Source organism: Burkholderia sp. AU28863, from assembly GCF_002223195.1.
Classification (GTDB): Bacteria; Pseudomonadota; Gammaproteobacteria; order Burkholderiales; family Burkholderiaceae; genus Burkholderia; species Burkholderia sola.
In genome coordinates, this window is the sequence record NZ_NKFE01000006.1 from 518,344 (window position 1) to 543,968 (window position 25,625).

Consider the following 25,625-nt stretch of genomic DNA (forward strand, 5'->3'; position numbering starts at 1 on the left):
AGGAGATCCGGCGATGCGCCTTTCGAAGATTGATCTGAACCTGTTCGTCGTATTCGAGGCGATCTACAACAAGCGCAACCTGACGCGCGCGGCCGAGGTGCTGAACCTCACGCAGCCGGCCGTCAGCAACGCGCTGGCGCGGCTGCGCAAGACGCTGAACGATCCGCTGTTCGTCAGCACGCCGGCCGGGATGATGCCGACGCCGATGGCCGAGAACATCGTCGGCCGCGTGCGTGAGGCGCTGCAATTGCTCGATTCGAGCGCGCACGAAGGCGACGTGTTCGATCCGGCTTCGTCCGAGCGCGTATTCCGGCTGAGCATGAGCGACCTGACCGAGGCGCTGCTGCTGCCGGCGCTCGGCGAACTGCTGCAGACGCATGCGCCCGGCATGCACGTGCGCAGCTACACGATGGACCGCCGCGAGGTCGCGACCGCGCTCGCGAACGGCTCGGTCGACATCGCGATCGACGCGCCGCTGATCGGCGATCCGCATCTGCACCAGGCGCTGCTCGTGCAGGACCGCTACGCGTGCATGATCCGCGACGATCATCCGTTCAAGGGCGACACGCTGACCATGGACGACTACCTGTCGATGGGCCACATCCACGTATCGAGCCGCCGCAAGGGCAGCGGGCACGTCGACGCGGAACTGACGCGGCTCGGGCTGCGCCGCAACATCCAGATGCGCGTGCAGCACTACATGGTCGCGCCGCTGATCGCGATGCGCGGCGATCTCGCGCTGACCGCGCCGCTGCGGCTGCTGCAGCGCTATCCGGCGCGCATCCTCGAACTGCCGTTCGAGATGCCGGGGCTCGATTACTTCTGCTACTGGCATCGCAGCGCCGACCAGGATCAGGGCAGCCGGTGGCTGCGCGAGCAGTTGATGGCGTTGATGGGCGGGGTGGGGGAGGGGCGGTGACGTGAGCGCGCCCGCTCAATACGAATCGTCGTCGAAGCGAGACGACGCCGGCCGGCGCTTCATGTCTTTCAGCCAGCGCCCGACCTGATCCGGGTCCTCGAACTCGCGCAGCGCGACGCTCAGGTCCTGGTTGCTCCGCTGCGTGCCGGCGATGTCGCGCGCCAGCATGCGCAGCACGGTATCGGGCGCGACCTTGGTGGACGACGCGATCCCGTACGTGCGCCGGAAGTCGTTCTCGACGTGCACGATCTCCTGATCGAGTTCGCGCAACTGTTCCTCCAGGATGCCGTTGTAGCGCGTGAGTCGCGCTTCGCCGAGGCCGTCGATCGCACGCCGGTCGATCTGCTCGATCTCCAGCTGGAGTTCGAGCAGGTGCAGCAGGTTGCCCTTCTCGTAGGCGCGGTTGACCCGCTGCATCAGCACGGTCTTGCGCTGCTGTTCCTGCGGGTCGGTTTCGCGATCGGGATGCAGCGCGCTGGCGAGCTTGCGATAGATCTCGCGGATCGATTTGTTCGATTCGGCCTGCTCGGCTTCGATCCGGGCCTGGGCGGCCGATTGCTTCGTTGCTTTCTTGCGCTTCGCGCGCTGCGCCTCGCGGGCCGCGTGGGCGGCCATGTCGCGCTCGAACTGGGCGTCGAGTTCGGCCTGCATGCGCTCGGCAAGCTCGTCGGGCGAAAGGGCGTCGAGATTTTCTGGCTGTTCGGGCTCGGGTTCCTGTTCCGGCTTCGTCGGTGCAGGCGCAGCCGCCGCGCCGCCGCCATCGGGGGACGCGGCATGCCGGTTGTAAATAACCTTCAGCGCCGCATCGTCGCTGACGTTCAGCACATCACCCGCCATATCGGCGATCAAGTCCGACAGCGTGCGCTGCTCGGCCTTGCTCAGGCCCTTCTGCAGGAACGCGTCGTCGAGCAGATGGATCAGCCGGATGCGCAGCGCCGTCGCTTCCTGTTCGAGTGGCAACAGCCCGTCGACGAATTTCTTCTGGAACGCCGGCATCACGGCTTCCCACGCGCCGAGCCGCTCGCGCCGCTTTTCGATCTGCTCGACGAGCGTATTGAACGTTTGCTGGGCTTTCGACAGGCTGGCTGTCTCGTGGCCGGGGGCGATGGCGACCGCGGCACCGCGACGTGCGGTCATGATGAGTGTCCTCCGGCCGCGGCGGGACGCGCGGCAGGCCGTATTTTAGCCGCATGCCCGCGGGGCGGCGCGGAATGAGGGCGCTTCCCCGCGGCGATCGGCGGCGCGTCAGCGCTTCACGGCGGGCACGGCCGACGCGCTGGAATCCGCGCCCGGGGAGCCGTTCGGCCCGTAGGCCGCTTCGGCATTCCTCTGTTCGGCGAGGCGCTTCGCGGCCAGGCGTTCCTGCGCGGCGACGATGTCGTCCGGATAGCTGTTGCGCTGCCTGAAGGAAATCGGTTGCAGGCACAACCGGGGCAAGCTGGAGTGCGGTCCGTCAGTCGCCGAACAACTGCCCCTGCCCGGAGATCACGCGTTCGAAATCGTCGCGCAGAAACGGCAGGATCGCATCGGCGACCGGCTGAAGCTGGCGGCTCAGGTAGAACGCATAGTCGATCGGCGAGCGCATCGTCTCCAGCGGCTCGGGGCCGGCCGTCGTCATCACGTAGCTGATCCAGCCGCCGCGCTGATACTGCAGCGGCCGGCCCTGCGCGTGATTGAACTCGTCGGCGATCCGCGCCGCGCGCACGTGCGGCGGCACGTTGCGCTCGTATTCGCGCAGCGGCCGGCGCACGCGCTTGCGGTAGACGAGTTGATCGTCGAATTCGCCGGCCAGCGTGCGCCGCACGTAGTCGCGAATGAAATCCTGGTACGGTTCGCGGCTGAACACGCGCCGGTACAACTCCCGCTGGAATTGCTGCGCGAGCGGCGTCCAGTCGGTGCGCACCGTTTCGAGCCCTTTGAACACGAGGTCCTCGCCGCCGTCGGCCGTCGCCGCGAGGCCGGCGTACCGCTTCTTGCTGCCTTCTTCCGCGCCGCGCACGGTCGGCATCAGGAAGCGGCGGTAATGCCGCTCGTATTGCAGCTCCAGCGCGCTGTCGAGCCCGAACCGTTCGCGCAGATGGGCTTGCCACCAGCGGTTCACGTGCTCGACGAGCGCGCGGCCCTTGGCGCCGGCGTCGTCATCGTCATGCGCGCGGCCGAGCCACACGAACGTCGAATCGGTATCGCCGTAAATCACTTCGTAACCCTGGTCTTCGATCAGTTGGCGCGTGCGGTGCATGATCTCGTGGCCGCGCATCGTGATCGACGACGCGAGGCGCGGGTCGAAGAAGCGGCAGCCCGTCGAGCCGAGCACGCCGTAAAACGAATTCATGATGATCTTCAGCGCCTGCGACAGCGGCGCGTTGCGCTGCCGTTTCGCTTCGTCGCGGCCTTCCGACACGCGGCGCACGATGTCGGGTAGGCAGTGCGCGGTGCGCGAGAAACGCGCGCCGAGAAAACCGGGCACCGACGCGTCGTCGCCGGGATGCGCGAGCCCTTCGATCAGGCCGACCGGATCGATCAGGAACGTGCGGATGATCGACGGATAGAGGCTCTTGTAGTCGAACACGAGCACCGAGTCGTACAGCCCGGGGCGCGAATCCATCACGAAGCCGCCGGGGCTGTTCTGCCCCGTCACGTCGCCGAGGTTCGGCGCGACATAGCCGAGCCGGTGCATGCGCGGCAGGTACAGGTGCGTGAACGCCGCGACCGAGCCGCCGGTGCGATCGGCCGCGAGGCCCGTGACGCTCGCGCGTTCCAGCGCGAAGGACAGCAGGTCGGCCTTGTCGAAGATGCGCGTGACGAGTTCGCAGTCCTTCAGGTTGTAGCGCGCGAGCGCGGGCTTGTCGTGATCGAAGCGGCGCTGGATCTCGTCCATTCGCTGGTACGGGTTGTCGATCGACTTGCCTTCGCCGAGCAGCGACTGCGACACGTATTCGAGGCTGAAGGACGGGAAGGTCCACGTCGCGGATTTCAGCATGTCGATGCCGTCGAGGATCAGCCGGCCGGCCGCGCCGGCGAAGAAGTGCTCGGGCTGCTGGCCGTGCGCACGCCAGTCGAGCACGCTGCCGCCGCGCCCGAGCTTCAGCGGGATGCCGTATTGCTCCGCGTGCGCATGCAGGATGCGCAGGTCGAACTGCACGAGGTTCCAGCCGATCACCGCGTCGGGGTCGTGTTCGTTGAACCAGTCGTTGAGTCGCGCCAGCATCGTGGCCCGGCTGTCGCAGTAGTCGAGGTTGAAGTCCAGCGCGCTCGCGCTGCCGCTTTCGTCGCCGTTCGGCGGGCCGAGCATGTAGACCTGGCGCTGCCCGCAGCCTTCGAGCGCGATCGAGTACAGCTCGCCGTGGACGCTGGTTTCGATGTCGAGCGACACGCAGCGCAGCACGGGGCGGTAACCGGTTGCGGGCTTCAGCTCGCCGGCCGTGAGCGTGCCGTCGCGGCCGGGCTGGCCGCGAAACTGGACGCAGGCGGTGATGAAGCGCTCCATCGCGTAGCGGTCGGGCGGCTGCACGTCGGCTTCGTAGACGTCGACGCCGGCGGCGGCGAGCCGCTTCTGGAGCCCGGACAGATGGCGGTAGCGCTTGCAATAGAGGCCGACGACCGGGCGCTGCCGGAAGTCGCGCAGTGTGAGTGGGCGCAACTCGGCTTCGCGCTCGTCGGCCAGCATCCGTTCAGCGAGCGCCTGCTGTTCGGCCGGGATGAACGCGACGGCTTCCTGCGGGCGCAACCGCACGCGGCGCGGACCGTGTTCGGTGGCCAGCCAGAACTCGATCTCGATGCCGGATGCGGTATCCCGCCAGTGGCGGGTAAGGATGAAGCCCTGCTCGAACGCCGTCAAAACGCTTGCTCGTGGTGGATGCCCAGGGGGCGGATTTTAGCGCCTGGAAGCGCTTCGCGCCGGCGGCGGGCCTATGGCATCAGGTGGCAGGAAGGCGGCGCGTGATGCGCCATCCTCTGCGGGCCGCATCGATCGGCCGCAGCAACCAGCGGCGCGCGACGATCGCGTGGCGCTTCTGCGTGACGTATTCGTCTACCGCGAGTTCGAGAGTGTCGTCGCCGACGCGGGACAGTGTTGCGGGGGCGCCGGAGCCGTCTGCAAATTCGACGACGGCGGGATGCGGCTTTGCGGCGCGAGGTGCATCGCGGTCGAGCGTCACGATGCTGCCTGGGTAGAGGTGCGAATGGCTTGTACGCAGCAGGATGGCGGTGGGCATGGAAAGCGCTCCGGAAAACGTCGGCTTGGGCAACGTGAGCCCGATTCCGGAGCCTATGGGAAGGTGAGCGTGTGCAGCGTCATGGCCGGCGGATGCTGGGATGTTCGGTGCTGAGGCCGGACCCGAACCGGCACCCGTCAAACATGCCCCTCATGCTCGATCGCCCCGCCATGCCCCGCGCGTGCCGCGACCCTCACCGGCACCCCTGACGCCCTGGCCGCCCGCTTCGCCCACATCGCCGTGAGAATCGGCACGAGAATCGCCGTCACGAGGCACGCGGTCGCGACGATCGCCGTCGCCGCCGGCACCGTCGGCTTGAACTTCGGAATCATCTCGCCGATGATCGCCGGGTTCGCGACCGCGGCGCCAGCCGTCGACGACGCGGCCAGCCCGGCCGTCCCGTTGCCGCCGCCCACGAACTTGTCGGCGAGAATCAACGGTACACCCGTCACGACGATCACCGCGAGCCCGAGCGCGATGCCCGGCAGCCCGCTCTTCGCGATCACGTTGAGATCGATGCCGTTGCCGAGCGCGAAGCCGAAGAACGGAATCAGCGGGTGGACGCAGCGCCCGAACAATTCGCGCAGTTCCACATCGAGATTGCCGAGCGTGAAGCCGATCAGGAACGGCAGCACCGCGCCGACGAAAAGCCGTGTCTCGAACACCGCGACACCGGCCGCGCCGAGAATCAGCATGCTGACGAGCGGGCCCGATTCGATCGACATCAATACGAACGCACCGGCTTCCTCCTTGGTGCCGTACTGCTGCATCACGGCCGCATAGAGGCCGCCGTTGGTCATGTCCATCGATGTGGTGATCGCTAGCAGCGACAGGCCCGCGAACAGGCCCGTGCGGATACCGTCGTCGGGGATGAATCGTGCGGCGATCACCGTCGCGAGCCACGCGACCACGATTTTCGTCGCGAGCAGCGTGCCCGATTTGCGCAGCACGACGCCCGTCGCGCGCAGGTCGATCGTCGCGCCCATGCAGAAGAACCAGACGGCGAGGATCGGCACCGTGCCCGCGATCAGGCCGTTGGTGAACGAGCCGAAGTACTTCCCGGCATTCGGTGCGAACGTGTGCACGCACGCGCCCAGCAGCATCGGGACCAGCATGAGGCCGCCCGGAATGCGGTCGATAGCCTGTTTCAGCTTCACGTCTCCTCCGTGGACGTCGATGCGTCCCGTTGTCGAATGATGTCTGCTGACTGACTATAGGACAGGATTCGGAACGGTGGCCGGTTTTTATGCGTTTCGACGGTAGTCGTAACATCCCGAAGCAGTCGGCACCGTAGCGACGAGTCGAAGTGACGACGGTCGCGCAGGATTGCGCGTGCGCCGGCCCCGAACCGGCAAACCGAAAAAACGATAAGGCGTAGAGGGCGAACGATGAAGATGAAAATGACGATGCGCATGGGCATCGCGATGCTGGCGCTCGTCGCGAGCCTGGGTGCGAACGGTGCATACGCAAACAGCGCGGTCGATTGCGGGAAGCTCGACGCAGCCACGAGCGGCCCCGACGACAACTTCCGGCCGCCGGCGTTCGGCACGGTCATCGGCGCGGGGCGCGCGTATTTCCATTCGGCGCCCGACGCGCAGTGCGTGACGAAGCGGACCTTCATCGTCCCCGGCGATTCGGTGACCGTCTACAAGTCGCACGGGCGCTGGTACAACATCATGTACGTGAACGGCAAGACCGGCGACGACTTCGAAGGATGGGTCGAGCAGGGGCGCGTGCGCCTCGGCGGTCAATACGGCGCGCAGTAGTCGCCGCCGGCGTCGCGGCTACATCGGCGCCGATGCGACATCGCGCTTCAGGTTCTCTGCGCGCAGCGGCCGCTGGTACAGGTATCCCTGCGCGTACTGGATCCCGACCGCATGCAGCGCGCGATGCTGGGCTTCCGTCTCCACGCCTTCCGCGATGATCTTCATGCCGTAGTGATGCGCGACGGCCGCGATCCCCTCGATGAGCTGCGCGCTGCCGCTGTCCAGCTGCGAGACGAACTGTCGATCGATCTTCACGTAGTCGAAAGGGAAGCGCGACAGCATGTCGAGATTGCTGTGATGCGTGCCGAAATCGTCGATCGCGAACTTCGCGCCTTTGGATCGCAGCGCCAGGAAGATCTCGGTGGTGCGCGCGTTCTTCTCGAGCAGGATGCGCTCGGTGACTTCGAGCACCAGCGTGAAGCCGGGCGGCAGCGCGCGGATCGTTTCCTCGACGACGGCCACGAACCGCGTGCGCTCGAGATCCTGCGGCGCCACGTTCACGGCGATGCGCAGCGGCGCGGACGGCGTCAGCGCGGTCAGCTCGGACACCGCCGTGCGCAGCACGAATTCGGTGACCTTCGGCAGCAGCGTGCTCGATTCCACCTGCGGGATGAACACGGCCGGGCTGATGGCCCCCCACTTCGGATGGTGCCAGCGCAGCAGCGCCTCGACGCCGACCGTCCTGCGCGTCTGCACGTCGACGATCGGCTGGTACACGACATGGAACTCGTTGCGTCTGAGCGCGTGGCGCACGGCCTTCAGCAACAGCCGCCGCGGCGCCATCGCGAGCAGGTAGGCGGCCATCACGAGGCTGTCGGCCAGCAGGACGATCGTCGCGCAGATCAGCCGGTCGTGGCGCTGGACCTGTGACGCGTAGCGCGCCGATGCGACGACCGACACCGTGAACGGCCAGCGCTGCGACGCAATCGTGCTGCCGCCCGTGGGGCCTGCGTCCGTGTCCGGCGCGAACCTCCCGTGCTGATCGAGGCGGCCCGACCCCGCGATCGACAGCGTCGCCGTTTCCGCCCCGTTGGCGGTGCCGAGGGCGAGCGCGTCGGCCACGTAGTCGCCTTCGATCAGGTACAGGACGCCCGCGCCGCGCGCAGTGGCGCGGAACGCGTACAGCACCGGAATGCCGTGCTGGAACGCCGTCTGGCGCAGCAGCGTGACGGTCATCGATCCCGGTTCGGGCTCGCGCGCATACTTGATGAGCGGCACGTCGATCGAACCGAGCGCCGACGAGCACATGACGCGGCCGTCGTTCACCAGCGCGACCGCACGCAGATAGCGCAGGCGAGTGCTCACTTCGGCCAGCGTCCGGAACACCGTCGCGCACGGCTTCCCGACGAGCGCGGTCAGCTCGTCCGCGTGTCGGAGGCGCACGCCGTCCAGGATGCGGTCCACGGAAGCCACGATGTCGTTGGCCACGGCGCGCTCATGCGCGGTGACGGTATCGCGTGCGTAGCGGTCGGCCAGCACGATCGCGAACGCGGGCACGAGCACGCAAATGATCACGGCGGCGAAAAGGACGACGCGCGGCCACGCGCCGCCGCGGTGGAAAAGATGTGTCGAGCCGGGCGGGAGCGCCCGCAATCCCGCGGTTGCCTTTGGTGTTGTACGCATGGCGTGGCAAGTCGAACCAGTCGGTGCGCCGACGGCGTGCATGCCGCATGCCTGATTCGGACCATGCGGCTTGCGCGCCGGTTTCGGGACGCCGGCCGAGTCGACCGTCGCGACGGCATCCGCTCGGCCAGTCGCGATCAGCCATTCATCTGGCAGCATTCCTCAATAACATGCGTGCATTCGGCATGTATATCGACGCAACGTACCGAAAAAAGCCCCGGCCGCACGGTGCGTGCAGCCGGGACAAAGACACCGTCTCTTGGCACGAGGATGGTGCGCGGCAAGTATAAGATGTGGCGCGCCATTACGTAATATTGTTGTCTAAAAATTGATGCCGTTTCGGGATTGCGTATCGAAAGGAAACATTTCAATAGGGCGCCGTGGTCGGCAGTTTGCCGCCATCGCGTCAAACCGGAGCGTTGCGATGGAAGAAAATGCCGCACCGACGGTCATGGTGACCGATGGCGCCGCCGCGGCGGACGGCGGGTCACTGTGGATCCGGATTTCGGTGGACGGGGAGGCCCGCGACTATTCGCTCGATCGCGCGCTCACGTCGCGCGGTACGCCGCGTTACGACAGTATCCGCGGCGCGCACGGCGTGTTGTCGGAAGGAGAACGACGGGAATTGCGGGTGCTGCTGGCGCGCATCGCCGACCCCGCGATGTGGGCCGGCATCGTCGGTACGTTCATCCAGGTGCTGACGCGCCCCGACGAGCCGTGAACGATGCAGTGCCGGCGGCGAGTCAGAAATTGTTGCGCATCTGGTGGAGCAGGCCGCTGGGCGACTGGTGCGTATCCACGGCGGTGAGGACATCGGTCAGGAACCACGGCAGGTTCAGCTGCGTATCGGAATCGCCGACGCAGACTCGGATCGGCGGCGCGCTGGACGGTGAACGGGCGCCTTGCGCGGCATCCCGCGACGGCACGCAATTTTTCGCGTAGGCCTGAGCGTGAACCGGCGCGACGCCGGAGGACGCACCGGCGAATGCCGGCGCGGACACGCCGATGGTGGCAAACAGGGTCAGGGCAGCGGCAAGGGCGGCGCGTTTCATTAAGGTTCTCCGGCGATGCTCGTTCGACCATGCGAGCCGCCGCGAGTTCGTCGGCCAAGATATGAGTCACCTGCCCGAACAGACTGCTCGGCCGCGTGCAACGCCGGCCGCCCGCGTCGGTCGCTCGCCGCACTGGTGTCGTTCCGCGCATGTATATTGTCGCCGTGCATCGATCGGCCGACGACATCGCGCGGCTTCGTTTGCACGTCACCGCGCGCGCACTGCCAACCTGCCGGAGCGCGGTGCTCGCGGTGAAGCGCCAAGCGCCATTACAAGAACCAGAGAACGTTCCGAGCCCGCCCATGAGCGATACCGAAGCCGTTTTTCAAATAACCGCGGATGATCTCGTCCACGCATACCGCCTGCATCTTTGGCGCAGGTACAACGCGAAATACCTGCTCAAGTCATTTGCGATCGTTACGATCGTGTACGTTGTCCTGCTGGTCGGCGGCCTCCGGCTGGCAAGCGGACATTTTCCTGAATGGCGCTATGTCTGGATGGCCGCGGGAATCGCGGCTGTTGTCGCGATCGGCGTGCCCGTCCTGAATCATCTGATATTGCCGCGCGCAGGCCGCAAGATTTACGATCAGCAAAGGACGCTTCATCAGGTGCACACGGTCATTTTCCAACGCGACCGGTTCATTGTCGAAACGCCGACTTCGCGCGACGACATTCACTATGCGGATCTCATTCACTGGAGCGAGGATCGTCAAATGATCCTGCTGTATCAGTCATCGGTGATGTTCCGCGTGGTACCGAAGCGCGTGCTGGACGACGGACAAGTGGCGTTCCTGCATCGAGTGCTGCTTCAGAACGGCGTGCGCAAAGTCTAGCGCGCCGTGGAGCGCATGACGAAGTCCGGACGGCCTGCGCCGTCCGGGTTGCAAAGAGCGGTTCGGGTCAGAAAGCCCCGGACATCACATCACTGATACCCGTAACACTGCTTCAACCCCGCGTAGTCGTAGAAGTGGCTGCCCGGCGCGATCTTCGCGCCGTCGCACGCGGCCTGGAAATCCGTCTCGCGCTCGTTGTACAGCATCTTCACGATGAGCCGCGACCCGTTGCGATAGACGTCCCACTGCATGTTCGCGGCCATCGGCGACACCTGGTCGCCGCGCCACGGGTTGTTCGCATACGTGTACGTCTGTGCCTGCGGCGTCGGCACGAACACATTCTTCAGGTTCATGACCGACGCGAACGGAATCACGATCTCCGCGTGCGTGAAGCGCAGCTTCGCGGCGTGCGTCAGGTCGCCGCGCGCGATCGCGTCGACTTCGCCGAAGAAATCGTCCTGCAGCACCTTCGCCATCCGGTATGTCGCCGGGTTCGCTTCCTGGATGCCGGGGCCCTTCTGGTAGTAGTCCTCGGCATCCTGCAGATACGCGAGATACTGCGCCTGCGCCGCGCCGATGTACTTCTCCATCGTGACGCCGCCGGTTTCCGCGGTCATCGCCGGCGCGACCTGCAGCAGGTTGTACAGCACGTTCACCGCATCGACGGCGGTTGCGATCTTCGTCTTGCCGTCGCCCTTCAGCGTGTTGGTGAACTTGCCATCCGTCGACGTGAACGCATAGGTGCCGGTGTTCGCGAACGTGTAGCTGTCGGAGCCGAGCTTCGCGATGAAGGCCGGCGACACGAGCGCGGACAGCACCGTTTGCGCGACGTCGGCCGCCTGCGGCGCGGCCTTGATCGCCTTCAGCTTCGCGGCCACCGTCGCGTCGTTTGCATAGGCCTGGTACGTCTGGCTCGCCTGATAGGTCGCGTAGTACGGATCGCTGGTGTCGGTCACGAGATCGGTGGCCGGCTTCAGCGAATGGAAATACAGCAGGAAACGGTTGGTGCCGGCCGGCTGCGCGACCGGTGCGCTCGCAGGATAGCCGGCTGGCGCGGCCGGCAGCGTGATGGCCGACGCCAGTGCCGGCTGCGCGGCAACCAGTGCCGCCGAGAAATACGTCGAACTGTCGACCGCGCGATCCTGGCCGGAGTTGACGACGACTACCTGCCGGTTGCCCGTCGCGAACAGCGCGGGTAACCGCTGCGCGAGACGCGCGGCGAGTTGCTGATGCTCGCGGATGCCGGTTTGCGTGAGGTTGCCGTACCCGGGTGTCGAGATGCCTTGTACGCCATAGCCGAGCAGCGCATTGGCCTTCATCATCGCGTACGTGTCGGCCTTGAGCTGCACGCCGAGCGGCGTCAGCGCGCCGTCGGCCTCGGCCTTGACCAGCATCGCGTAGATCGCGCCGTCGTATTTGAAGCCCGACAGCCCGCGCGAGCCGTGACGGGCGACGAGTTCGGTATAGACGGGCGCATAGCCGGCCGGCGGTGCTTCGTACGTCGCGGCGTCCTGCTGCGGGCGGTACGGCGTCTTCGTCTGGTAGTAGGTCGCGGGTGCCGGGGGCGGCGTGGGTTGCGGCTGCGGTGCGGGCGCCGTGCCGTTGTTGTCGGCCGACGCGGCGGGCGGTGTCGAATCTTCACCGCCGCAAGCGGCGAGCAACAGGCAGGCAATCGCGAGGGCGGCGGCGGTGCGGGTCGGGCGTGTCATCGTGGCGGGCAACGGACGGGACGAAGCGCATGTGCGTCGTCCCGTCTTCGGGGGAAGGTAGTCGAGCCCCGAAGTGTTGCAAGCGACTTTGACAGCAGAATGTCAGGATGCGGTCGGGCAATCCTCGGATCGCCGCCGGATCGACGTGGATGGCCGGCCGCGGCCGGCCCGTGTGTCGGCGTTCAGTGCAGACCGGCCGACGCGATCGAGCGCACCGTATCGGTGATGTTCACGCAGCGCGACAGCCCGAAATGCTCGGCTTCACGGCGTTCCGGTTCGCTGCTCGCGATCCCGACCGCGCGCTCGCGCGGCACGCCGAGCGCTTGCAGCGCGACATCGAACGGATGCTGATTCGATCCGGAGTCCTGTTGATTCGTATCCGTGACGACGACCGAGAAACGGTCGAGGTTCGCGCGGCCGAACTGGCCTTCGAACATGTCGTTGAGCCGCGCGGCCGGCAGCGTCGTGACGAGGCCGAGCCGATAGCCCTCTTCCGATGCGCGGTCGAGCCACTGGATGATTGCATCGCGCTGATGGCGCGATTCGCGCGAATCCGGGGTTGCTTCGATTTGCGCGAATGCTGCGTCGAGACGGGTGACGATGGCTTCGATGACCACGGTGATTCCTTTTCAGAAACGTGATGATCCGTTCGCCGACGGGAATGCCACACACCTTAGCGTCGATCCGGAAAACGCGACCAATTAATATTTTTAGCCGACTCATACGATCCGACTAATGAATGAGGTGGCAAGCCAGAGCGGGCGCGGGTTGCGTGTCGCGCGGCATGCCCCGCATGAATGGCGTCATGTAGACGATGTTCTACGTGATGCACCAGCGTGGCGCGCATCGTGAATGCATCGCGCATATGCATATAAAAAAACGGCGTATCGAGCGATGCCCGCCCGATATGCCGCGTTGCGATGCCGTGCGCGAACCGATGCAATCAATGCAGCTTGATCGACGGCTGGTTACGGCTTTGCAGCCAGTGGCTCAGCGACTGGAACAGCGCGCGCTTCATGCCGACCACGCTGAACAGATGCTTGCGATACAGGAACTTGTACAGCCCGATCGCAGCGAGCCCGTCGACGATCAGCGAGCGCGAGCGTACGCCGATGTCCGCCTGATACGCGGCGCCCGCCTGCCCGAGCGACACGACGGTGCCTGCGTCGTGGAACGTGAAGCCGGCCACCGGCTTGCCGGCGATGCGGCGCGCCAATGCGTTGACCAGATACACGGCCTGCTGGTGCGCGACTTGCGCACGCGGCGGCAGGCACCCGCTTGCACCGGTCGACGGGCACGCGGCGCAGTCGCCGAACGCATACACGTGCGGATCGTCGGGCGTCTGCAGCGTGTCGGTCACGATCACCTGATTCGACCGGTTGAGCGCGATGTCGCCGATGTTTCGCAGCATCGCGGGGCCCGCGACGCCGGCTGCCCAGATCGTGATGTCGCTCGCGAGCCGTTCGCCGGTCGCGGTCGTCACGGCGTCCGCGCCGACTTCCGCCACGCGCGTATCGGTCAGCACGTCGACGTTCAGCGTGCGCAACTGCGCGTGCATCTTGCCGGCCAGCCGTTCGTCGAGCGCCGGCAGGATGCGCGGGCCACCTTCGATCAGCCGGATGTGCACGTCGCGCGCGGACACCAGCGCCTTGAAGCGATACGTCGTCAGTTGCTGGATCGCGTGCCGCAATGCGGCGGCCAGTTCGACGCCCGTCGCGCCCGCGCCGATCACGTTGATGCAGATGGGCGCCGCGCGCCGTGCGGGCTGCTGCTCGGCGACGTGATTTGCCTTCGTGCAGGCGGCAAGGAACTTGCGGCGGAAATCCTCGGCGTGGTCGAGGTTTTCGAGCGGCAGCGCGTGACGCTCGGCGCCCGGCACGTCAAAGAAGTTCGTCACGCTGCCGACCGCCAGCACGAGATCGTCATAGTCGAGTGCCCGCTGCGGCAGGATTTCCGTGCCGTCCGCATCGTGCACGGCCGCGATCGTTGCCGTGCGCGCCGCGCGATCGACCCGCTGCAGCGCGCCCTGCACGAAGCGGAAGCCGTGGCGCTTCGCCTGCGCTGCGTATTCGATCGTGTGGGAAGCCGGATCGCGATGGCCCGATGCGGCTTCGTGCAAGAGCGGCTTCCAGAAGTGCGTCGGATAGCGGTCGACGAGCACGACGTCGGCCTGTCCGCGGCGTCCGACCGTATCGCCGAGGCGCGTCGCGAGCTGCAGGCCGCCGGCGCCGCCGCCGACGATCACGATGCGCGGCACGCGCGGTGCGCGGTCCGTTGCAAGGGTGGGCGTGGTGTTGTCCATGTTGGGCTCCCGCTGAATGACGATTCGGATGACATTGCTCAAGAACCGACGATATAGTTTCGTACCCAGTCGAACAATTTAATGTTTATAAGCGACTCATATGTATTCACTTATAGGAAAGACCGCGACGTTCCGGCAGTTGAAGGCGCTGGACATGATCGCGCGGCTCGGCAGCGTGTCGCGCGCGGCGGAGGAGCTGAACCTGACGCAGCCGGCCGTGTCGCTGCAGGTTCGCCTGCTCGAGGAGGCCGTGGGCGCCGCGTTGTTGCAGCGGGTGGGGCGTGGCGTGCAGCTGACCGCGGCCGGCGAGATCGTGGCGCGCTACGCGCGCGAGATCCTGCACCTGTGGAGCGAGGCCGGCGACGAAGTGGCCGCGCTGACGGGCGATCTCGGCGGCACGCTGCGGATCGGCGCGATCACGACGGCCGAATACCTGATCCCGCCGCTGCTCGTCAAATTCACCGCGACGCGTCCGCACGTGAAGACGTATTTCAAGGTCGGCAACCGCGACGACATCATCCGCATGCTCGCGACGCATGAAATCGATCTCGCGGTGATGGGCAGCGCGCCGAAGGAACTGCGCACGCACGCGGTCGAGTTCGCGAAGCATCCGATGGTGTTCGTCGCGGCGCCCGGCCATCCGCTGATGCAGCGCAAGCGCGTCGCGCTGAAGGATCTCGAATCCGCGCACCTCCTCGTGCGCGAGCGTGGCGCGGGTACGCGCTCGACCGTCGAGAGCCTGTTCAAGAACGCGGGCTATCGCTTTCATGTCGGATCCGAACTGTCCAGCAACGAGGCAATCAAGCAGATGGCTGAAGCGGGCCTCGGCGTCGCCTTCCTGTCGTTGCACGCGTGTGCGCTCGAACTGCGGACCGGGCTGCTCGGGCAGTTGCCGTTTCCCGGCAATCCGATCGAGCGCGAATGGTATGTCGTCACGCTCGCCGACCGGCGGATCTCGCAGGTGACGGGGCTGTTCCGCGACTTCCTGATCAAGCTGGGCGCGCCGGTGATCGACGGCGCGACGGTGGCGTCGCACGAGCGGCGACGCAAATAGATCGAGTGTGTCGACCGGCCGGTCAGACGAGCCCGAAGTCGTCGTTGCTGTCGGGAATCGACGCGAGCAGCCGTTCGAGCCGGTACCCGCCGACGACGCGCAGGCACCACATGGCGATGGCGGTGCGGCCGTTGCGGGAGTCGGGGCCGGATGAAGGGCGGGCGGCGGACGGCGAGGGCGCGATGAACGCCGCGCGTAGCGGGCAGTATTGGGGCATGACGGGGCTCCGTAGGTGTCGGATGACGCGATCGTAGGCTTCGGGGCGCCCGCCGGCGCGCACGCAAGGATCGTCCCGAGCAGAAACGGATGATCTTTTTCTGCTTGATTCGACGGCGGCCGCGCACGGCCGGCACGCCGGCCCGAAACGCGTCACAATGCGCGTTCGGCACCTGATCTGGTGGAGACCATCAATGAGCGATCCGATTCTTGCCGCGCCGACGGACAACGGCGTCCCCGTCAGCCTGCGCTCCAGCCGCGGGCTCGGCTGGCGCGGCTTCGGCGCGTCGCTGCTGGAAATTCGCGCGGGCACGTACCGGATTCCGGCGGCCGAGCACCACCGGATCGGCGTGCATATCGGCGCACCGGTGCGCGCGGATTGCGTGTGCGACGGCGAGCGCGTGTCGCGCATCCAGGCGCACGGCGACGTCGACGTGATTCCGGCCGGCCTGCCCGGCCAGTGGACCGACAGCGCCGACTGCCGGATCCTGCACATCGCGCTCAGCGACACGTTCGTGCGGCGCACCGTCGAACAGCTCGAACTGAAGCCGTCGCACGCGCAGATCCGCCGGCGGCTGCAGGTGCGCGACCCGCGGCTGCAGCACATCGCGTGGGCAATGGCCGCCGAACTCGAAGCGGAAGACGCATCGGATCCGCTCTACGCGGAAAGCCTGTGCACGGCGCTCGTCGCACGGCTGGTCGACGGCCAGCCGGCGTTTCGCGAACGCCGGCGCACGCTGGCGCCGAAGGCCGCGGCGCGCGTGATCGACTATGTCGAGGCGAATCTCGACCGGCGCATGACGCTGGCCGAACTGGCGGCGCTCGTGTCGATCAGCGTGCCGCATTTCAAGGTGCTGTTCCGCGAAACGCTCGGGATGCCCGTGCACCAGTACGTCGTGCGGCGTCGGGTGGAGCGCGCGAAGGCGCTGCTGCTCGAAGGGCGGCTCAGCATCAGCCAGATCGCGCTGGAAGCCGGGTTTGCGCATCAGAGCCACATGGCGAACTGGATGAACCGCGTGCTTGGGGCGACGCCGACGGAGATCGCGCGGTCGGGCGCGCGGGGCGGGTTGCGGCTGGCTTATGACGGTGAGGATGGCGGGAAGCCTTCGCGTCGTTAGCGTGACGACGAAGGCGCGGGCCATGCCTGCGCTTGCATCGCGTCATCCTTTCCTGTTCGACTCATCCGTCCGTGCGCGCTTTCCCGGCCTCGCATGCCGACAATCACAACACTTTCATCCATCAGGAGCGAATCGTGTTCGTGATCTTCGGAGCATCCGGCAACGTGGGCCGGTCGACCGTGACAGCCTTGCGCGACGCAGGCCATTCCGTGCGCGCGGTGCTGCGCGACACACGCCATCGTGAACGTTTCGTGCAGCTCGGCTGCGATGTCGCGATCGCGGACCTGACGGACGCGAACGCGATCGCCGCGGCGATCGACGGCGCGCAGGCCGTGCAGATACTGTGCCCGGTGCCGACCGCCGATCCCGATCCGGCCGCGACGATGACACGGACGATCGATGCAGCGACCGCCGCGCTCGCCGCAAACCCGCCGCCGGCATTGCTTGCGTTGTCGGACTACGGCGCGGAGCTTGAAGGCAATACGGGTATCACGCGTCTGTTCCATGACTTCGAGGAACGGCTGAAGCCGATCCCCACTCGACTGACGCTGCTGCGCTCGGCCGAGCATCTGCAGAACTGGGCGCGTGTGCTGCCGGTCGCGCTCGGCACCGGCGTGCTGCCGAGCTTCCACCATCCGGTCGGCAAGGCGTTTCCGACGGTCTGGGCGCCCGATGTGGGCGTCGTCGGGGCGCGGCTGCTGCTCGATGCACCGGAAGGCGGGAGCGGGCCGCGCATCGTCAGCGTCGAAGGGCCGCGGCGGGTGAGCGTGACGGCGATCGCGGATACGTTGGGCGCGGCGGCGGGCCGCTCGATCGTCGCGCACGAGTTGCCGCGCGATACGTGGAACGCGGTGCTGTTGCGTGCCGGGCTCAGCGAACGTCATGCGCAGCTGATCGTCGATCTGTACGATGTGCATAACGCCGGGCGGATCGATGTGGAAGCCGACGTGTCGGAGCGGGTGTACGGGACGACGACGCCGGAGGAGGCGCTTGCTGTTCTAGTGCGCGCACATGCGGCGACGGCGTGACGCAGGTAACCGGCATCTGGCGTCGATTTCGATGGACCGGGATTCGCAAGTCGCGAAACCGGTCCGGACCTCGGGGAGCACTTTTAATCGTGCCCGGTACTCCGGCGTTTCAACCACATACGTCCGGGCGGCTCGAAATACGTGCCGAACCGCACGAGTCCGGCCTTCTTCAGATGGCATGTCATTTCAAAGCTCACCAGCACGCCGGGATCGTCGTTTTCGAGGATGGCGACGTCGATGGAGCGGATACGAGGCTCATATTTCAGGAGTGTCGCCTCCATCTGCTGCTTGAGCATGTGGGCTGACGCGGGCAGCGCCTTGTAAATGTTCGTCAGATCCGGCAGACCATAGTCCGGCAGATGCTTCAGCGCGCCGGCACGCGTGTTCAGGATGCGCTGCACATTCTGCTGGACGCTCATGCACTCGAGTGTTCGGTCGTCGTAGGCATCGAGCGGCTCACCGCCGATCTGGCCCAGCAGCATGTCGTGGAGAGAGGGGCGCGCCTGCATGGTCCTGGCCTCCGGTTACGCGGTCGCGCGGGTCGGCTTCGCCGCGCCCGCCGCGGCGTTGTTCCGGTCAATGAAATCGATCGTCACGCTCGCTTCGGCCGAGCTCGACAGCACGATCTTTTCCGGCGCGGTACCGGCAGCCATCCGCGCAAGCAGTTCACGCGACACGTTCGGCAGAATCCGCTGGTTGAGGAACGCATCGACGTTGCGCGCACCGGACTCGCGCGCGAGGCAAAGCTCGGCCATCGTGTCGATCAAGGATTCGTCGCACGCCAGCTCGACGCCGTGTTGCCGGCGCAGGCGGTCGGCGACCTTCGACAGCTTGAGCCGAACGATCGACGCGAGTGCGGCGGCATCGAGCGGCCGATAGACCAGCGACTGGAAGCGCGCGAGCAGCGCGGGCTGGAAGTGCGCCACAAGCTGCGGGTGGATCGCCTCGAGCAACGCCGCCTGGGAAATCTGCGGATCGTCGGCGGTCATCTCGTCAATCCGTGCGCTGCCGAGATTGGACGTCATCAGAATCACGCAATTGCGGAAGTCGATCTCGCGCCCTTCGCCGTCGCGCATCATGCCGCGGTCGAACACCTGATAGAACATGTCGAGCACGTCGCGGTGGGCTTTTTCGACTTCATCGAGCAGCACGACACCGTACGGCCGCTGCCGCACGGCTTCGGTGAGGATGCCGCCGCGGCCGTAGCCGACATAGCCTGGTGGCGAGCCTTTCAGTTGCGACACCGTGTGTGCTTCCTGATATTCCGACATGTTGATCGTCGTGAGCGCGACCTCGCCGCCGAACAGCAGGTCGGCCAGGGCCAGCGCCGTTTCGGTCTTGCCGACGCCCGATGGTCCTGCGAGCAGAAAAACGCCGAGTGGTGCATGTTCATGCTTCAGGCCCGCCTTCGCGGTGCGCAGGCTCTCCGCGAGCGCGGCGAGCGCATCGTCTTGTGCGACCACGCGCGTCGCCAATTGCTGTTCGAGGTTCAGCAGGCTCGGCAATTCGTCTTCGACGAGGTTGCCGACCGGCACACCCGTCCATTCCGCAACGACACGCGCGATGGCCGCTGCATCGACATCGACGGAGATCAGCGGGGCGTTGCCTTGCCGGTCGGCCAGTAGGCGCTTGATGTCATCGAGCTGGCCGTGGCTGGATGCCGAGCCGCCGTTGGCGATCTCCTCCCGACGCTGGTGAACGAGGCGAACCAGCTCGAGTTCGCCGACATGGCGCGCCTGCAGGCCGGTCAGGATGTTCCGCGCGTCGGTCAGCGCGTGCTCCAGCGCTACACGCCGCGGCGCAACGTCATCGATACCGGCCTGCGCGTCCGCGTCGAGCGTCGCCAGTTCGAGTTCGAGGGCAGAGACTGTGGCGCGCGCACGCTGCAGTTCCGCTGGCGGGGATTCAAGCCCGATTCGCACCCGTGCGGCAGCGGTATCGATCAGATCGACCGCCTTGTCCGGCAGCTGACGCGCCGGAATATAGCGTCGAGAGAGTTTCACTGCCGCGGTCAGCGCTTCATCCCGAATGTGCACGTTATGATATTCCGCATAGCGGTTCTTCAGGCCTCGCAACATCAGGCAGGCCGCATCGTCGTCGGGTTCGCCGACCTTGATGATCTGGAAGCGGCGCTCGAGCGCGGCGTCGCGCTCGAAGAATTCCTTGTACTCGGACCATGTCGTTGCCGCGATCGTCCGCAGTTCGCCGCGCGCGAGCGCCGGTTTGAGCAGGTTCGCGGCGTCGGCGCCGCCGGCGGCATTGCCCGCGCCGATCAATGTGTGCGCCTCATCGATGAAGAGCAGGATCGGTTCGGGTGAAGACTGAACCTCGTCGATGACGTTCTTCAGGCGTTGCTCGAATTCCCCTTTCACCCCGGCACCGGCCTGCAGCAAGCCCAAATCGAGTGTCAGGATGCGCACGTCGCGAATCACGTTCGGGACGCTTGCCTCGGCGACGCGCAGCGCGAGCCCTTCGACGAGCGCGGTTTTGCCGACGCCGGGCTCGCCGACCAGGATCGGATTGTTCTTGCGCCGACGCGCGAGCACGTCGACCATCTGCTGGATTTCGCGATCGCGGCCGAATACCGGATCGATCGCACCGCGTCGAGCCTTGTCCGTCAGATCGATCGCGAAGCGGGAAAGGGCATCACCGTCCGTGGTTCGCCGGGGCGCGAGCATTGCTGCCGCGACGGGTGCGGCCGATTCCGGCGTCTGATTGGCTACGGGGACGAACGGAGGGTCATCCGCACCGGTTTCGACATCGTTCGCGTGCGAGCGCTCGCATGAACGATGCGCAAGACGCGGCAGGACGCGCTGGATCTGCGTGCTGCTGACGGACAGCAGGGGCCACGCGTTTTGCGCACGCAGTACGTGGGGCCGATCGACGATCGCCTGCAGCAGATCGCCAGACCGGATGGTCGCGTCGTCTGTCTCGGACGCTGCGCGCACCCATGCGTCCTGCAGCACGGTCGCCAGTTGCGGAGACAATGCCGGCTTGCCCCGAAGATTACGTGGAAGATGTTCGATCGATGCGAGCAGCGCATCCCAGACGACGTCGAGGTCGATACTGTAATGCCGCAAGATCGCCGGGATGTCTCCGTCGCCGGCCTCGATCAGTTTCAGCAGCCAGTGCTCGACGGTGATCTCGTCCGCGAGACGCGTCAGGCATAAGCTCACGGCCGCTTCGAGCGCCTTCGCGCAGTGCGGATTGAGTCGGCGGAGCAGGTGGGTCGTGTCGCGCGGGGTCATGTCGATGTCCGAAGAGGGGAGGGGCGACGCGCAGTCGTTGGCCGGACTGGGTCTCGAGAACATGAAGGCCAGCCTGACCCGGCCAGGCTGGCAAAGGAACCGCGCGAGGAGCCGGCGGTTCGACCATCGATAGGGATCAGGACCGCTCGTTCCAGGTGTCCTTGTGGATAATGTTGCCGTCCTTGTACGACCAGGTGATCGTTTCGTAGCGAAGCTCCACGTTTTCGAGGTGGTTGTGCTTCTCGTAGGCCGGATTCTTGATGTCGTGCATGACCGGATTCACGGCGACGATCTTCACGTTGTCGAGCTTCGTGTTGAAGTATTCCTTCTCCTTGCCCGCGTCGTCGATCTTGTACCACTTGATCTCGACCGACTTGAGCGTCTGGCCGCTCGTCACGGCCTTGTACAGATACGGCGTCGACGCGTCGGTTTCCTTCGTCAGCGTGATGGGTTTGTGGACGCGCGTGCCTGTCAGCTTGCCGGTATTGCCGTCGGTCGGGATATGCACGCCGTGATCGAATGCGACGAGTTCGACGCTGCCTTCGCGTTCCTGAACCGTCACCGAACCCTTGATGTCGGCGCCGCCGTCGTCCTTGAGCCACATGTAGGCCGGAATTGCCATTGCCTTGCTCCTTTATATTTCACTGTACGCACTACTAAACTCGCCAGGAGCGAGCCCCTGAGCTTGAGAATCCCGAAGCGGGTTGCTTCGGGGGCTGAACCTGGATCGCTACCTTCCCGTGTCGGGTACCAGGGTAATTTCCACGCGACGGTTTCTCGCGCGTCCGTCAGGCGTGTCGTTGCTCGAGAGCGGGCGCGTCATGCCGTAGCCTTGAATCGCAAACCGGGTTGCGGAAATACCGGATGCGTCGACCAGCCAGTCGCGCACGGCTTGCGCGCGGGCGGCCGAAAGCTTCAGGTTGCTGTCCGGATTGCCCACGTTGTCGGTGTAGCCGGCGACGAGGATGCGTTTATCGGGGTGCGCTTGGATCATCTCCAGTGCGCCGACCATCGCACGGTTCGACCCGGGCTTCAGCAGCGCCTTGCCACTGTCGAACAGCGACATGCTGTCGAGCGAGACGACAGCAGGAGGAGGTGGCGGCGGCTCGTACGAGGCGATCGCGCTGTTCAGCACGGGCATCAAGTGCGCGCCCCGATACATGCCGAACGACAAGCGCAGCGGAACACCGGTGCGCGCGTAGCGATCGAGTTGATCGCGATCGGCCACGAGCGCCTGCAGTGCGTCCCGCTTTGCCGCGTCGTGCTTTGCCGGGATATTCGAATAGCGGGCGAGATCGGCGGCGATGCGATCCAGCAGCGCTTCGTTGTTCCTGGCCGCACCCCAGAATGCGATGGCAGCGGCGCAGGCGAGCACGGCGAGTGCGTGGCCCGTGGCGGCCCGGCGCGGAGACATCCAGTATCGTCGCGGCATCGCTTCGATCAGCGACTGCGGGAGCGGCCACGGCGTCGGCGAGGAGATGGCGTTGACACGCGCCACGTGCGTCCGCATTTCGACATCGCGTTCCCACAGGTTTCGGGGCGTACTCGCCGGTCCGCAGTCGATCCAGCCGGTGCCGAACAGCGCCCATGGTGCCGCCGGCTGTTGTCGGTCCGTCAGTGGGCCGACAACCACGCGTTGCGTCCAGCCGACGATTGAGGCCAGCGCGGCGGCGCGTGCCGCCGCGACGCAATCGCCGGACGCGCGCTGGACCTGGTTTTCCGCCGCGCGGACCACGGATTCGAAACGTTCGCCGACCGCCATGCGGGCGGCCGACGACACGCCGTACCACTCTGGCGTCGAGGGGTCGACGGGGCCGGTGGTGAGCCGCTGGTAGACCGCGACATAGCCCGGTAGTCGCGTACCCAGCACGCGGGCGGCATCGGCGACGGCCTGCCGTACGGCACGCAGGTTGTGGGTCAGCGTGTCGATTTCCGCATGCAGCGCAGGCGCGACCGACAGCACGACGCCGTCCGGGGCTCGCCCGTCGCGCCACTGCCTGACCGCAACGGCCAGGCGCGGCAGATCCTGAGGGCGATCGACGCGCAGCCAGATGCCGCCGTCGCCCACGTGTGCGTGCCGGACTTCTCCGGCACGGTCGAACAGCGCGGGCAGACCATCGCCGGTCACCAGCACGAGCGGCATGCGTGTGCGCAGCTTCACCGGAATGTCGGCCGTCGCTTCGCCCAGCGCGGTCAGCACATGTGCGCCCTGGCGACGCGCGCGGGCAAGCTTGCGCGTACACCAGAGCATCAGCGCGAAGGCGGCACTCCCGGCAATGGCCGAAAGTGCCCAGGCGGCGTCGGAGCCGAGCGGAAGTACCAACCAGATCACCGCGAACGCCAACACGGTTGCAAACGCGACCATGAGCCGCGACGGATAGCCGAGGCCTTCGTGCGTGCAGTCAGGTGGCCGCTTCGATTCCGCGGACCGAACAGGCGGGGTGGATCTCACGGGCGAACGGCTTTTGCCGCCACGAGATGCGCGAGCTGCCCGTCGAGCGTGGCCGACCAGACACCCCATACGATCGCGGCCGCGGCACAGGTGAGCCCCGCGATCGCCCACGGGGACAGCCGGTAGAACCAGTCGGACACACGGCGTCCCGCGCGATCTGTGATGAACGGCTGATCCAGGGCGGGCCGCAGCGTTTCCAGCCTCGCATTCAACGCCGCGATCAACGCAGTCCGCTTGGCTTCACCATCGCGCGCGTACCGGCCGACGAATCCCAACCCAAGGATGGCGGAGTAGCATTCGAGCAAAGCGACGGGCGGGGCGGGCTCGCTCATCCGGATGTCCAGGCGCTCGAATACGCGCTCACCGGCTTCATGCAGGTTGAATTGTTCCACTTGCAGCGGTTCGCGCTCCCATGCGGATCGGAATTCCCCGGGAAGGTGCCGCAGCGCGACCTCGTCGAGCAGCCCGCATTGGGCAATCAGTGCGTCGTTGCGCACGTCGTCCGAAAAGCCTCGGTGCCGCAGCGCGCTCGCAAATTGCTCGACCAGCTGCTTGCACCGAGCACGCAACGCGACCGCGTCCTGAGTCTGTCCGCCGGAGGCCAGCGTCGTCACGAGCAGTGCGGTGTCGCGCAGCAGATCGCGCATCCGGTCGCCGTGCGGGTTGCCGGCGCCCGTCGCGTTCGGCAGCAGGGCGGTGTCGCTTCGATTGGAGGTCAGGGCATTCATGAACGCAACACAGCGTAGAGTTCGAGCGACGCGTCCGGTATCGACGCGGGCAGATAGATTTGACAGGCTCGCGCGGCGAGCATCTTCGCGTGCACGGCACTGGACGCGTCCAGCGCGAAATAGTGATTGTCCAGACGCACCGGGATCGCGCCGGGCACGCGCTGGACGGCCTTGAGCGGGACGCCTAGCAAGGCCGAATTGATGATGTGTTCGACGTCGTCGGGGGCGCCGATCTTGCATAGCCGTGGAAACTGTTCGACCAGTTCGAATGCGGGCATTGGCGCGCTGACCGACAGATACCAATCGACGGAATCCGCGACGATCCGTTCGTCGAGGAACTGGCCGGTCCATGTGGTCGGCCCCTTGCGGATGAGGCCGATCGACACGACTCTTGACGGAATGATGGCGTCGAGCAGCGTGCGGATCAGCGATTCCAGTTTCGCGAATACCTCGTCGGCGTGCACATGGTCGTACACCGGAATGTCGGTGAGCTCCGCTTCGGTCGAGAACGTCATCAGCGCGCTCGTCAGTTGCGCGAGTGCCGTGTACAGATGCTCCGGAGGGCGGCTCGGATGCGTGGCGAACAGTCGCAACTGCGGCCATGCCGCGTGGATGCAATGAAGCAGCCAGAAGAGTTGCACGTCGGCCACGCCGTATTCCGCGACGTCGGTCATGCGCTCGCTACGACGCGCACCGAGCGCGAGGGTCCTGGCGTGAAGGATGTCCGTCAGACGATTGATTCGCTCGACGTGCAGCGGATGGCTGGCGAGCGTCAGGCACGGCGGCACGAAGTGTCGATCGACCTGGAACTGGCCGCCGGCGCCGCGCGTCAGTCGCGCGATCGCACAGACCGTGTCGTCGGCGTGCGACTCGAAGTCGAACACGAGCCGTACTGCATGCCGTTCGACTGCGATTTCGGCTTCGGCGGTCCCGTTCAGGTCCGTGACCTTGACGAATTCACGGTAAGCGCGCCGCGGGCGGGCGAGTGACGTCTCGTCGAAACGGCAGTTGCTGCCATTTGCATCCGGCAACGCGAGCGCTGCGAACACGACGACGCTCTGCATGTCCGCTGGCACGCCTTGCGTCAGATCGCGCGCCGGCGGCAGCGTATCGGCGACGGTCGTATCGATCGGCGTGCCGTCCGGAAAACACAGCCGCAGGCCAGCGAGTTTCAGGCGCCCTGTCGACAGCGCTTCTTCGTCGACCTCGACGGCAAGCGTTCCCCATGGCTGTGCGACAGCCGTGCAGGCGTACTGACGTAGCGCAAATTCAGCCCATCTATCCTGTTGCTGAAAATGCTGTTGGGTCAGGATGAGGCCCTCGTGCCATAGCGGCTTCGCGATTCGCATGGTCTCTCGTGTGG

The 25,625-nt window shown here is 66.2% G+C and carries 23 protein-coding genes and 1 pseudogene; 7 read left to right on the plus strand and 17 right to left on the minus strand.

Features of this window, described 5'->3' with window-relative positions; translation table 11 throughout:
* Window positions 1-13: 13 nt before the first annotated feature.
* Window positions 14-919 carry a LysR family transcriptional regulator gene (locus tag CFB81_RS29000; RefSeq protein ID WP_089437431.1) on the plus strand — a complete coding sequence of 302 codons (906 nt, stop codon included), beginning with the start codon at window positions 14-16 and terminating at the stop codon, window positions 917-919.
* 15 nt (window positions 920-934) lie between these two features.
* On the opposite strand, the gene CFB81_RS29005 is transcribed toward CFB81_RS29000, so the two are convergent.
* The 5 genes and pseudogenes from CFB81_RS29005 to kdgT form a co-directional block, all read right to left on the minus strand.
* On the minus strand, window positions 935-2,056 hold the full coding sequence (locus tag CFB81_RS29005; protein WP_089437432.1) for a J domain-containing protein: 1,122 nt from the start codon (window positions 2,054-2,056) through the stop codon (window positions 935-937).
* A gap of 108 nt (window positions 2,057-2,164) precedes the next feature.
* Window positions 2,165-2,314 (minus strand): annotated as a pseudogene (locus tag CFB81_RS29010) (DUF4148 domain-containing protein); the annotation flags it as partial.
* Window positions 2,315-2,372: 58 nt separating this feature from the next.
* On the minus strand, window positions 2,373-4,757 hold the full coding sequence (locus CFB81_RS29015) for a DNA polymerase II (protein ID WP_089437434.1): 2,385 nt from the start codon (window positions 4,755-4,757) through the stop codon (window positions 2,373-2,375).
* A gap of 79 nt (window positions 4,758-4,836) precedes the next feature.
* Window positions 4,837-5,133, minus strand: coding sequence for a hypothetical protein (locus tag CFB81_RS29020; RefSeq protein ID WP_089437435.1), 297 nt, complete (start codon window positions 5,131-5,133; stop codon window positions 4,837-4,839).
* Window positions 5,134-5,270: 137 nt separating this feature from the next.
* Complete coding sequence (kdgT, locus tag CFB81_RS29025; RefSeq protein WP_089437436.1) at window positions 5,271-6,290, minus strand: 2-keto-3-deoxygluconate transporter; 1,020 nt, start codon at window positions 6,288-6,290, stop codon at window positions 5,271-5,273.
* A gap of 237 nt (window positions 6,291-6,527) precedes the next feature.
* On the opposite strand from kdgT, the gene CFB81_RS29030 reads away from it, so the two are divergent.
* Window positions 6,528-6,899, plus strand: a complete 372-nt coding sequence (locus CFB81_RS29030; RefSeq protein ID WP_089437534.1) for an SH3 domain-containing protein — start codon at window positions 6,528-6,530, stop codon at window positions 6,897-6,899.
* Between the two features lie 18 nt (window positions 6,900-6,917).
* Here the strand turns inward: CFB81_RS29030 and CFB81_RS29035 are convergent, their stop codons facing one another.
* The gene (locus CFB81_RS29035; protein ID WP_089437535.1) at window positions 6,918-8,522 is read right to left on the minus strand and encodes an EAL domain-containing protein; all 1,605 of its coding nucleotides are present in this window, start codon (window positions 8,520-8,522) and stop codon (window positions 6,918-6,920) included.
* A gap of 424 nt (window positions 8,523-8,946) precedes the next feature.
* Between CFB81_RS29035 and CFB81_RS29040 the strand changes: the two genes are divergently transcribed.
* Entirely contained in the window at window positions 8,947-9,243 is a 297-nt protein-coding gene (locus CFB81_RS29040) for a hypothetical protein (RefSeq protein WP_089437437.1), read from the plus strand.
* Between the two features lie 22 nt (window positions 9,244-9,265).
* On the opposite strand, the gene CFB81_RS29045 is transcribed toward CFB81_RS29040, so the two are convergent.
* Complete coding sequence (locus CFB81_RS29045) at window positions 9,266-9,574, minus strand: hypothetical protein (RefSeq protein WP_089437438.1); 309 nt, start codon at window positions 9,572-9,574, stop codon at window positions 9,266-9,268.
* A gap of 149 nt (window positions 9,575-9,723) precedes the next feature.
* Here CFB81_RS29045 and CFB81_RS29050 point away from each other — a divergent pair, with 149 nt between their 5' ends.
* Window positions 9,724-10,407 carry a YcxB family protein gene (locus CFB81_RS29050; protein WP_256976360.1) on the plus strand — a complete coding sequence of 228 codons (684 nt, stop codon included), beginning with the start codon at window positions 9,724-9,726 and terminating at the stop codon, window positions 10,405-10,407.
* Window positions 10,408-10,496: 89 nt separating this feature from the next.
* On the opposite strand, the gene CFB81_RS29055 is transcribed toward CFB81_RS29050, so the two are convergent.
* From CFB81_RS29055 to CFB81_RS29065, 3 genes are all read right to left on the minus strand, one after another.
* Window positions 10,497-12,116 carry a histidine-type phosphatase gene (locus tag CFB81_RS29055; RefSeq protein WP_089437440.1) on the minus strand — a complete coding sequence of 540 codons (1,620 nt, stop codon included), beginning with the start codon at window positions 12,114-12,116 and terminating at the stop codon, window positions 10,497-10,499.
* A gap of 182 nt (window positions 12,117-12,298) precedes the next feature.
* The gene (locus CFB81_RS29060) at window positions 12,299-12,733 is read right to left on the minus strand and encodes a phosphatase (RefSeq protein ID WP_089437441.1); all 435 of its coding nucleotides are present in this window, start codon (window positions 12,731-12,733) and stop codon (window positions 12,299-12,301) included.
* Between the two features lie 326 nt (window positions 12,734-13,059).
* Window positions 13,060-14,418, minus strand: coding sequence for an NAD(P)/FAD-dependent oxidoreductase (locus CFB81_RS29065; protein ID WP_089437442.1), 1,359 nt, complete (start codon window positions 14,416-14,418; stop codon window positions 13,060-13,062).
* 100 nt (window positions 14,419-14,518) lie between these two features.
* Here CFB81_RS29065 and CFB81_RS29070 point away from each other — a divergent pair, with 100 nt between their 5' ends.
* A complete protein-coding gene (locus CFB81_RS29070; RefSeq protein ID WP_089437443.1) occupies window positions 14,519-15,472 on the plus strand; it encodes a LysR family transcriptional regulator in 954 nt (317 codons plus the stop codon).
* Window positions 15,473-15,494: 22 nt separating this feature from the next.
* On the opposite strand, the gene CFB81_RS29075 is transcribed toward CFB81_RS29070, so the two are convergent.
* Complete coding sequence (locus CFB81_RS29075; protein ID WP_069617554.1) at window positions 15,495-15,689, minus strand: hypothetical protein; 195 nt, start codon at window positions 15,687-15,689, stop codon at window positions 15,495-15,497.
* 193 nt (window positions 15,690-15,882) lie between these two features.
* On the opposite strand from CFB81_RS29075, the gene CFB81_RS29080 reads away from it, so the two are divergent.
* Window positions 15,883-16,806, plus strand: a complete 924-nt coding sequence (locus CFB81_RS29080) for an AraC family transcriptional regulator (protein ID WP_069617555.1) — start codon at window positions 15,883-15,885, stop codon at window positions 16,804-16,806.
* Window positions 16,807-16,940: 134 nt separating this feature from the next.
* Window positions 16,941-17,834 (plus strand): NAD(P)H-binding protein, encoded by an 894-nt coding sequence (locus CFB81_RS29085; protein ID WP_089437536.1) that lies wholly within the window; start codon window positions 16,941-16,943, stop codon window positions 17,832-17,834.
* 83 nt (window positions 17,835-17,917) lie between these two features.
* Here CFB81_RS29085 and tssE read toward each other — a convergent pair whose 3' ends face one another.
* The 6 genes from tssE to tssK all read right to left on the minus strand — a co-directional run bounded on the left by tssE (window position 17,918) and on the right by tssK (window position 25,611).
* Window positions 17,918-18,343, minus strand: coding sequence for a type VI secretion system baseplate subunit TssE (tssE, locus tag CFB81_RS29090; RefSeq protein ID WP_089437444.1), 426 nt, complete (start codon window positions 18,341-18,343; stop codon window positions 17,918-17,920).
* Window positions 18,344-18,358: 15 nt separating this feature from the next.
* The gene (gene tssH / locus CFB81_RS29095; protein WP_089437445.1) at window positions 18,359-21,082 is read right to left on the minus strand and encodes a type VI secretion system ATPase TssH; all 2,724 of its coding nucleotides are present in this window, start codon (window positions 21,080-21,082) and stop codon (window positions 18,359-18,361) included.
* 136 nt (window positions 21,083-21,218) lie between these two features.
* A complete protein-coding gene (locus CFB81_RS29100; RefSeq protein WP_069617558.1) occupies window positions 21,219-21,704 on the minus strand; it encodes an Hcp family type VI secretion system effector in 486 nt (161 codons plus the stop codon).
* Between the two features lie 108 nt (window positions 21,705-21,812).
* Window positions 21,813-23,447, minus strand: a complete 1,635-nt coding sequence (locus tag CFB81_RS29105; protein ID WP_089437446.1) for an OmpA family protein — start codon at window positions 23,445-23,447, stop codon at window positions 21,813-21,815.
* A gap of 83 nt (window positions 23,448-23,530) precedes the next feature.
* The gene (locus CFB81_RS29110) at window positions 23,531-24,262 is read right to left on the minus strand and encodes a DotU family type IV/VI secretion system protein (RefSeq protein WP_089437447.1); all 732 of its coding nucleotides are present in this window, start codon (window positions 24,260-24,262) and stop codon (window positions 23,531-23,533) included.
* Window positions 24,259-25,611 (minus strand): type VI secretion system baseplate subunit TssK, encoded by a 1,353-nt coding sequence (gene tssK / locus CFB81_RS29115; RefSeq protein WP_089437448.1) that lies wholly within the window; start codon window positions 25,609-25,611, stop codon window positions 24,259-24,261. The genes CFB81_RS29110 and tssK overlap by 4 nt, the downstream gene beginning before the upstream one ends.
* Window positions 25,612-25,625 lie beyond the last annotated feature (14 nt).

Coding starts and splice junctions, on each gene's coding strand:
- CFB81_RS29000 (WP_089437431.1), top strand. CDS start 14: ATGCGCCTTTCGAAGATTGATCTGAACCTGTTCGTCGTATTCGAGGCG.
- CFB81_RS29005 (WP_089437432.1), bottom strand. CDS start 2,056: ATGACCGCACGTCGCGGTGCCGCGGTCGCCATCGCCCCCGGCCACGAG.
- CFB81_RS29020 (WP_089437435.1), bottom strand. CDS start 5,133: ATGCCCACCGCCATCCTGCTGCGTACAAGCCATTCGCACCTCTACCCA.
- CFB81_RS29030 (WP_089437534.1), top strand. CDS start 6,528: ATGAAAATGACGATGCGCATGGGCATCGCGATGCTGGCGCTCGTCGCG.
- CFB81_RS29035 (WP_089437535.1), bottom strand. CDS start 8,522: ATGCGTACAACACCAAAGGCAACCGCGGGATTGCGGGCGCTCCCGCCC.
- CFB81_RS29040 (WP_089437437.1), top strand. CDS start 8,947: ATGGAAGAAAATGCCGCACCGACGGTCATGGTGACCGATGGCGCCGCC.
- CFB81_RS29045 (WP_089437438.1), bottom strand. CDS start 9,574: ATGAAACGCGCCGCCCTTGCCGCTGCCCTGACCCTGTTTGCCACCATC.
- CFB81_RS29050 (WP_256976360.1), top strand. CDS start 9,724: ATGTATATTGTCGCCGTGCATCGATCGGCCGACGACATCGCGCGGCTT.
- CFB81_RS29055 (WP_089437440.1), bottom strand. CDS start 12,116: ATGACACGCCCGACCCGCACCGCCGCCGCCCTCGCGATTGCCTGCCTG.
- CFB81_RS29065 (WP_089437442.1), bottom strand. CDS start 14,418: ATGGACAACACCACGCCCACCCTTGCAACGGACCGCGCACCGCGCGTG.
- CFB81_RS29070 (WP_089437443.1), top strand. CDS start 14,519: ATGTATTCACTTATAGGAAAGACCGCGACGTTCCGGCAGTTGAAGGCG.
- CFB81_RS29075 (WP_069617554.1), bottom strand. CDS start 15,689: ATGCCCCAATACTGCCCGCTACGCGCGGCGTTCATCGCGCCCTCGCCG.
- CFB81_RS29080 (WP_069617555.1), top strand. CDS start 15,883: ATGAGCGATCCGATTCTTGCCGCGCCGACGGACAACGGCGTCCCCGTC.
- tssE (WP_089437444.1), bottom strand. CDS start 18,343: ATGCAGGCGCGCCCCTCTCTCCACGACATGCTGCTGGGCCAGATCGGC.
- tssH (WP_089437445.1), bottom strand. CDS start 21,082: ATGACCCCGCGCGACACGACCCACCTGCTCCGCCGACTCAATCCGCAC.
- CFB81_RS29100 (WP_069617558.1), bottom strand. CDS start 21,704: ATGGCAATTCCGGCCTACATGTGGCTCAAGGACGACGGCGGCGCCGAC.
- CFB81_RS29105 (WP_089437446.1), bottom strand. CDS start 23,447: ATGGTCGCGTTTGCAACCGTGTTGGCGTTCGCGGTGATCTGGTTGGTA.
- CFB81_RS29110 (WP_089437447.1), bottom strand. CDS start 24,262: ATGAATGCCCTGACCTCCAATCGAAGCGACACCGCCCTGCTGCCGAAC.
- tssK (WP_089437448.1), bottom strand. CDS start 25,611: ATGCGAATCGCGAAGCCGCTATGGCACGAGGGCCTCATCCTGACCCAA.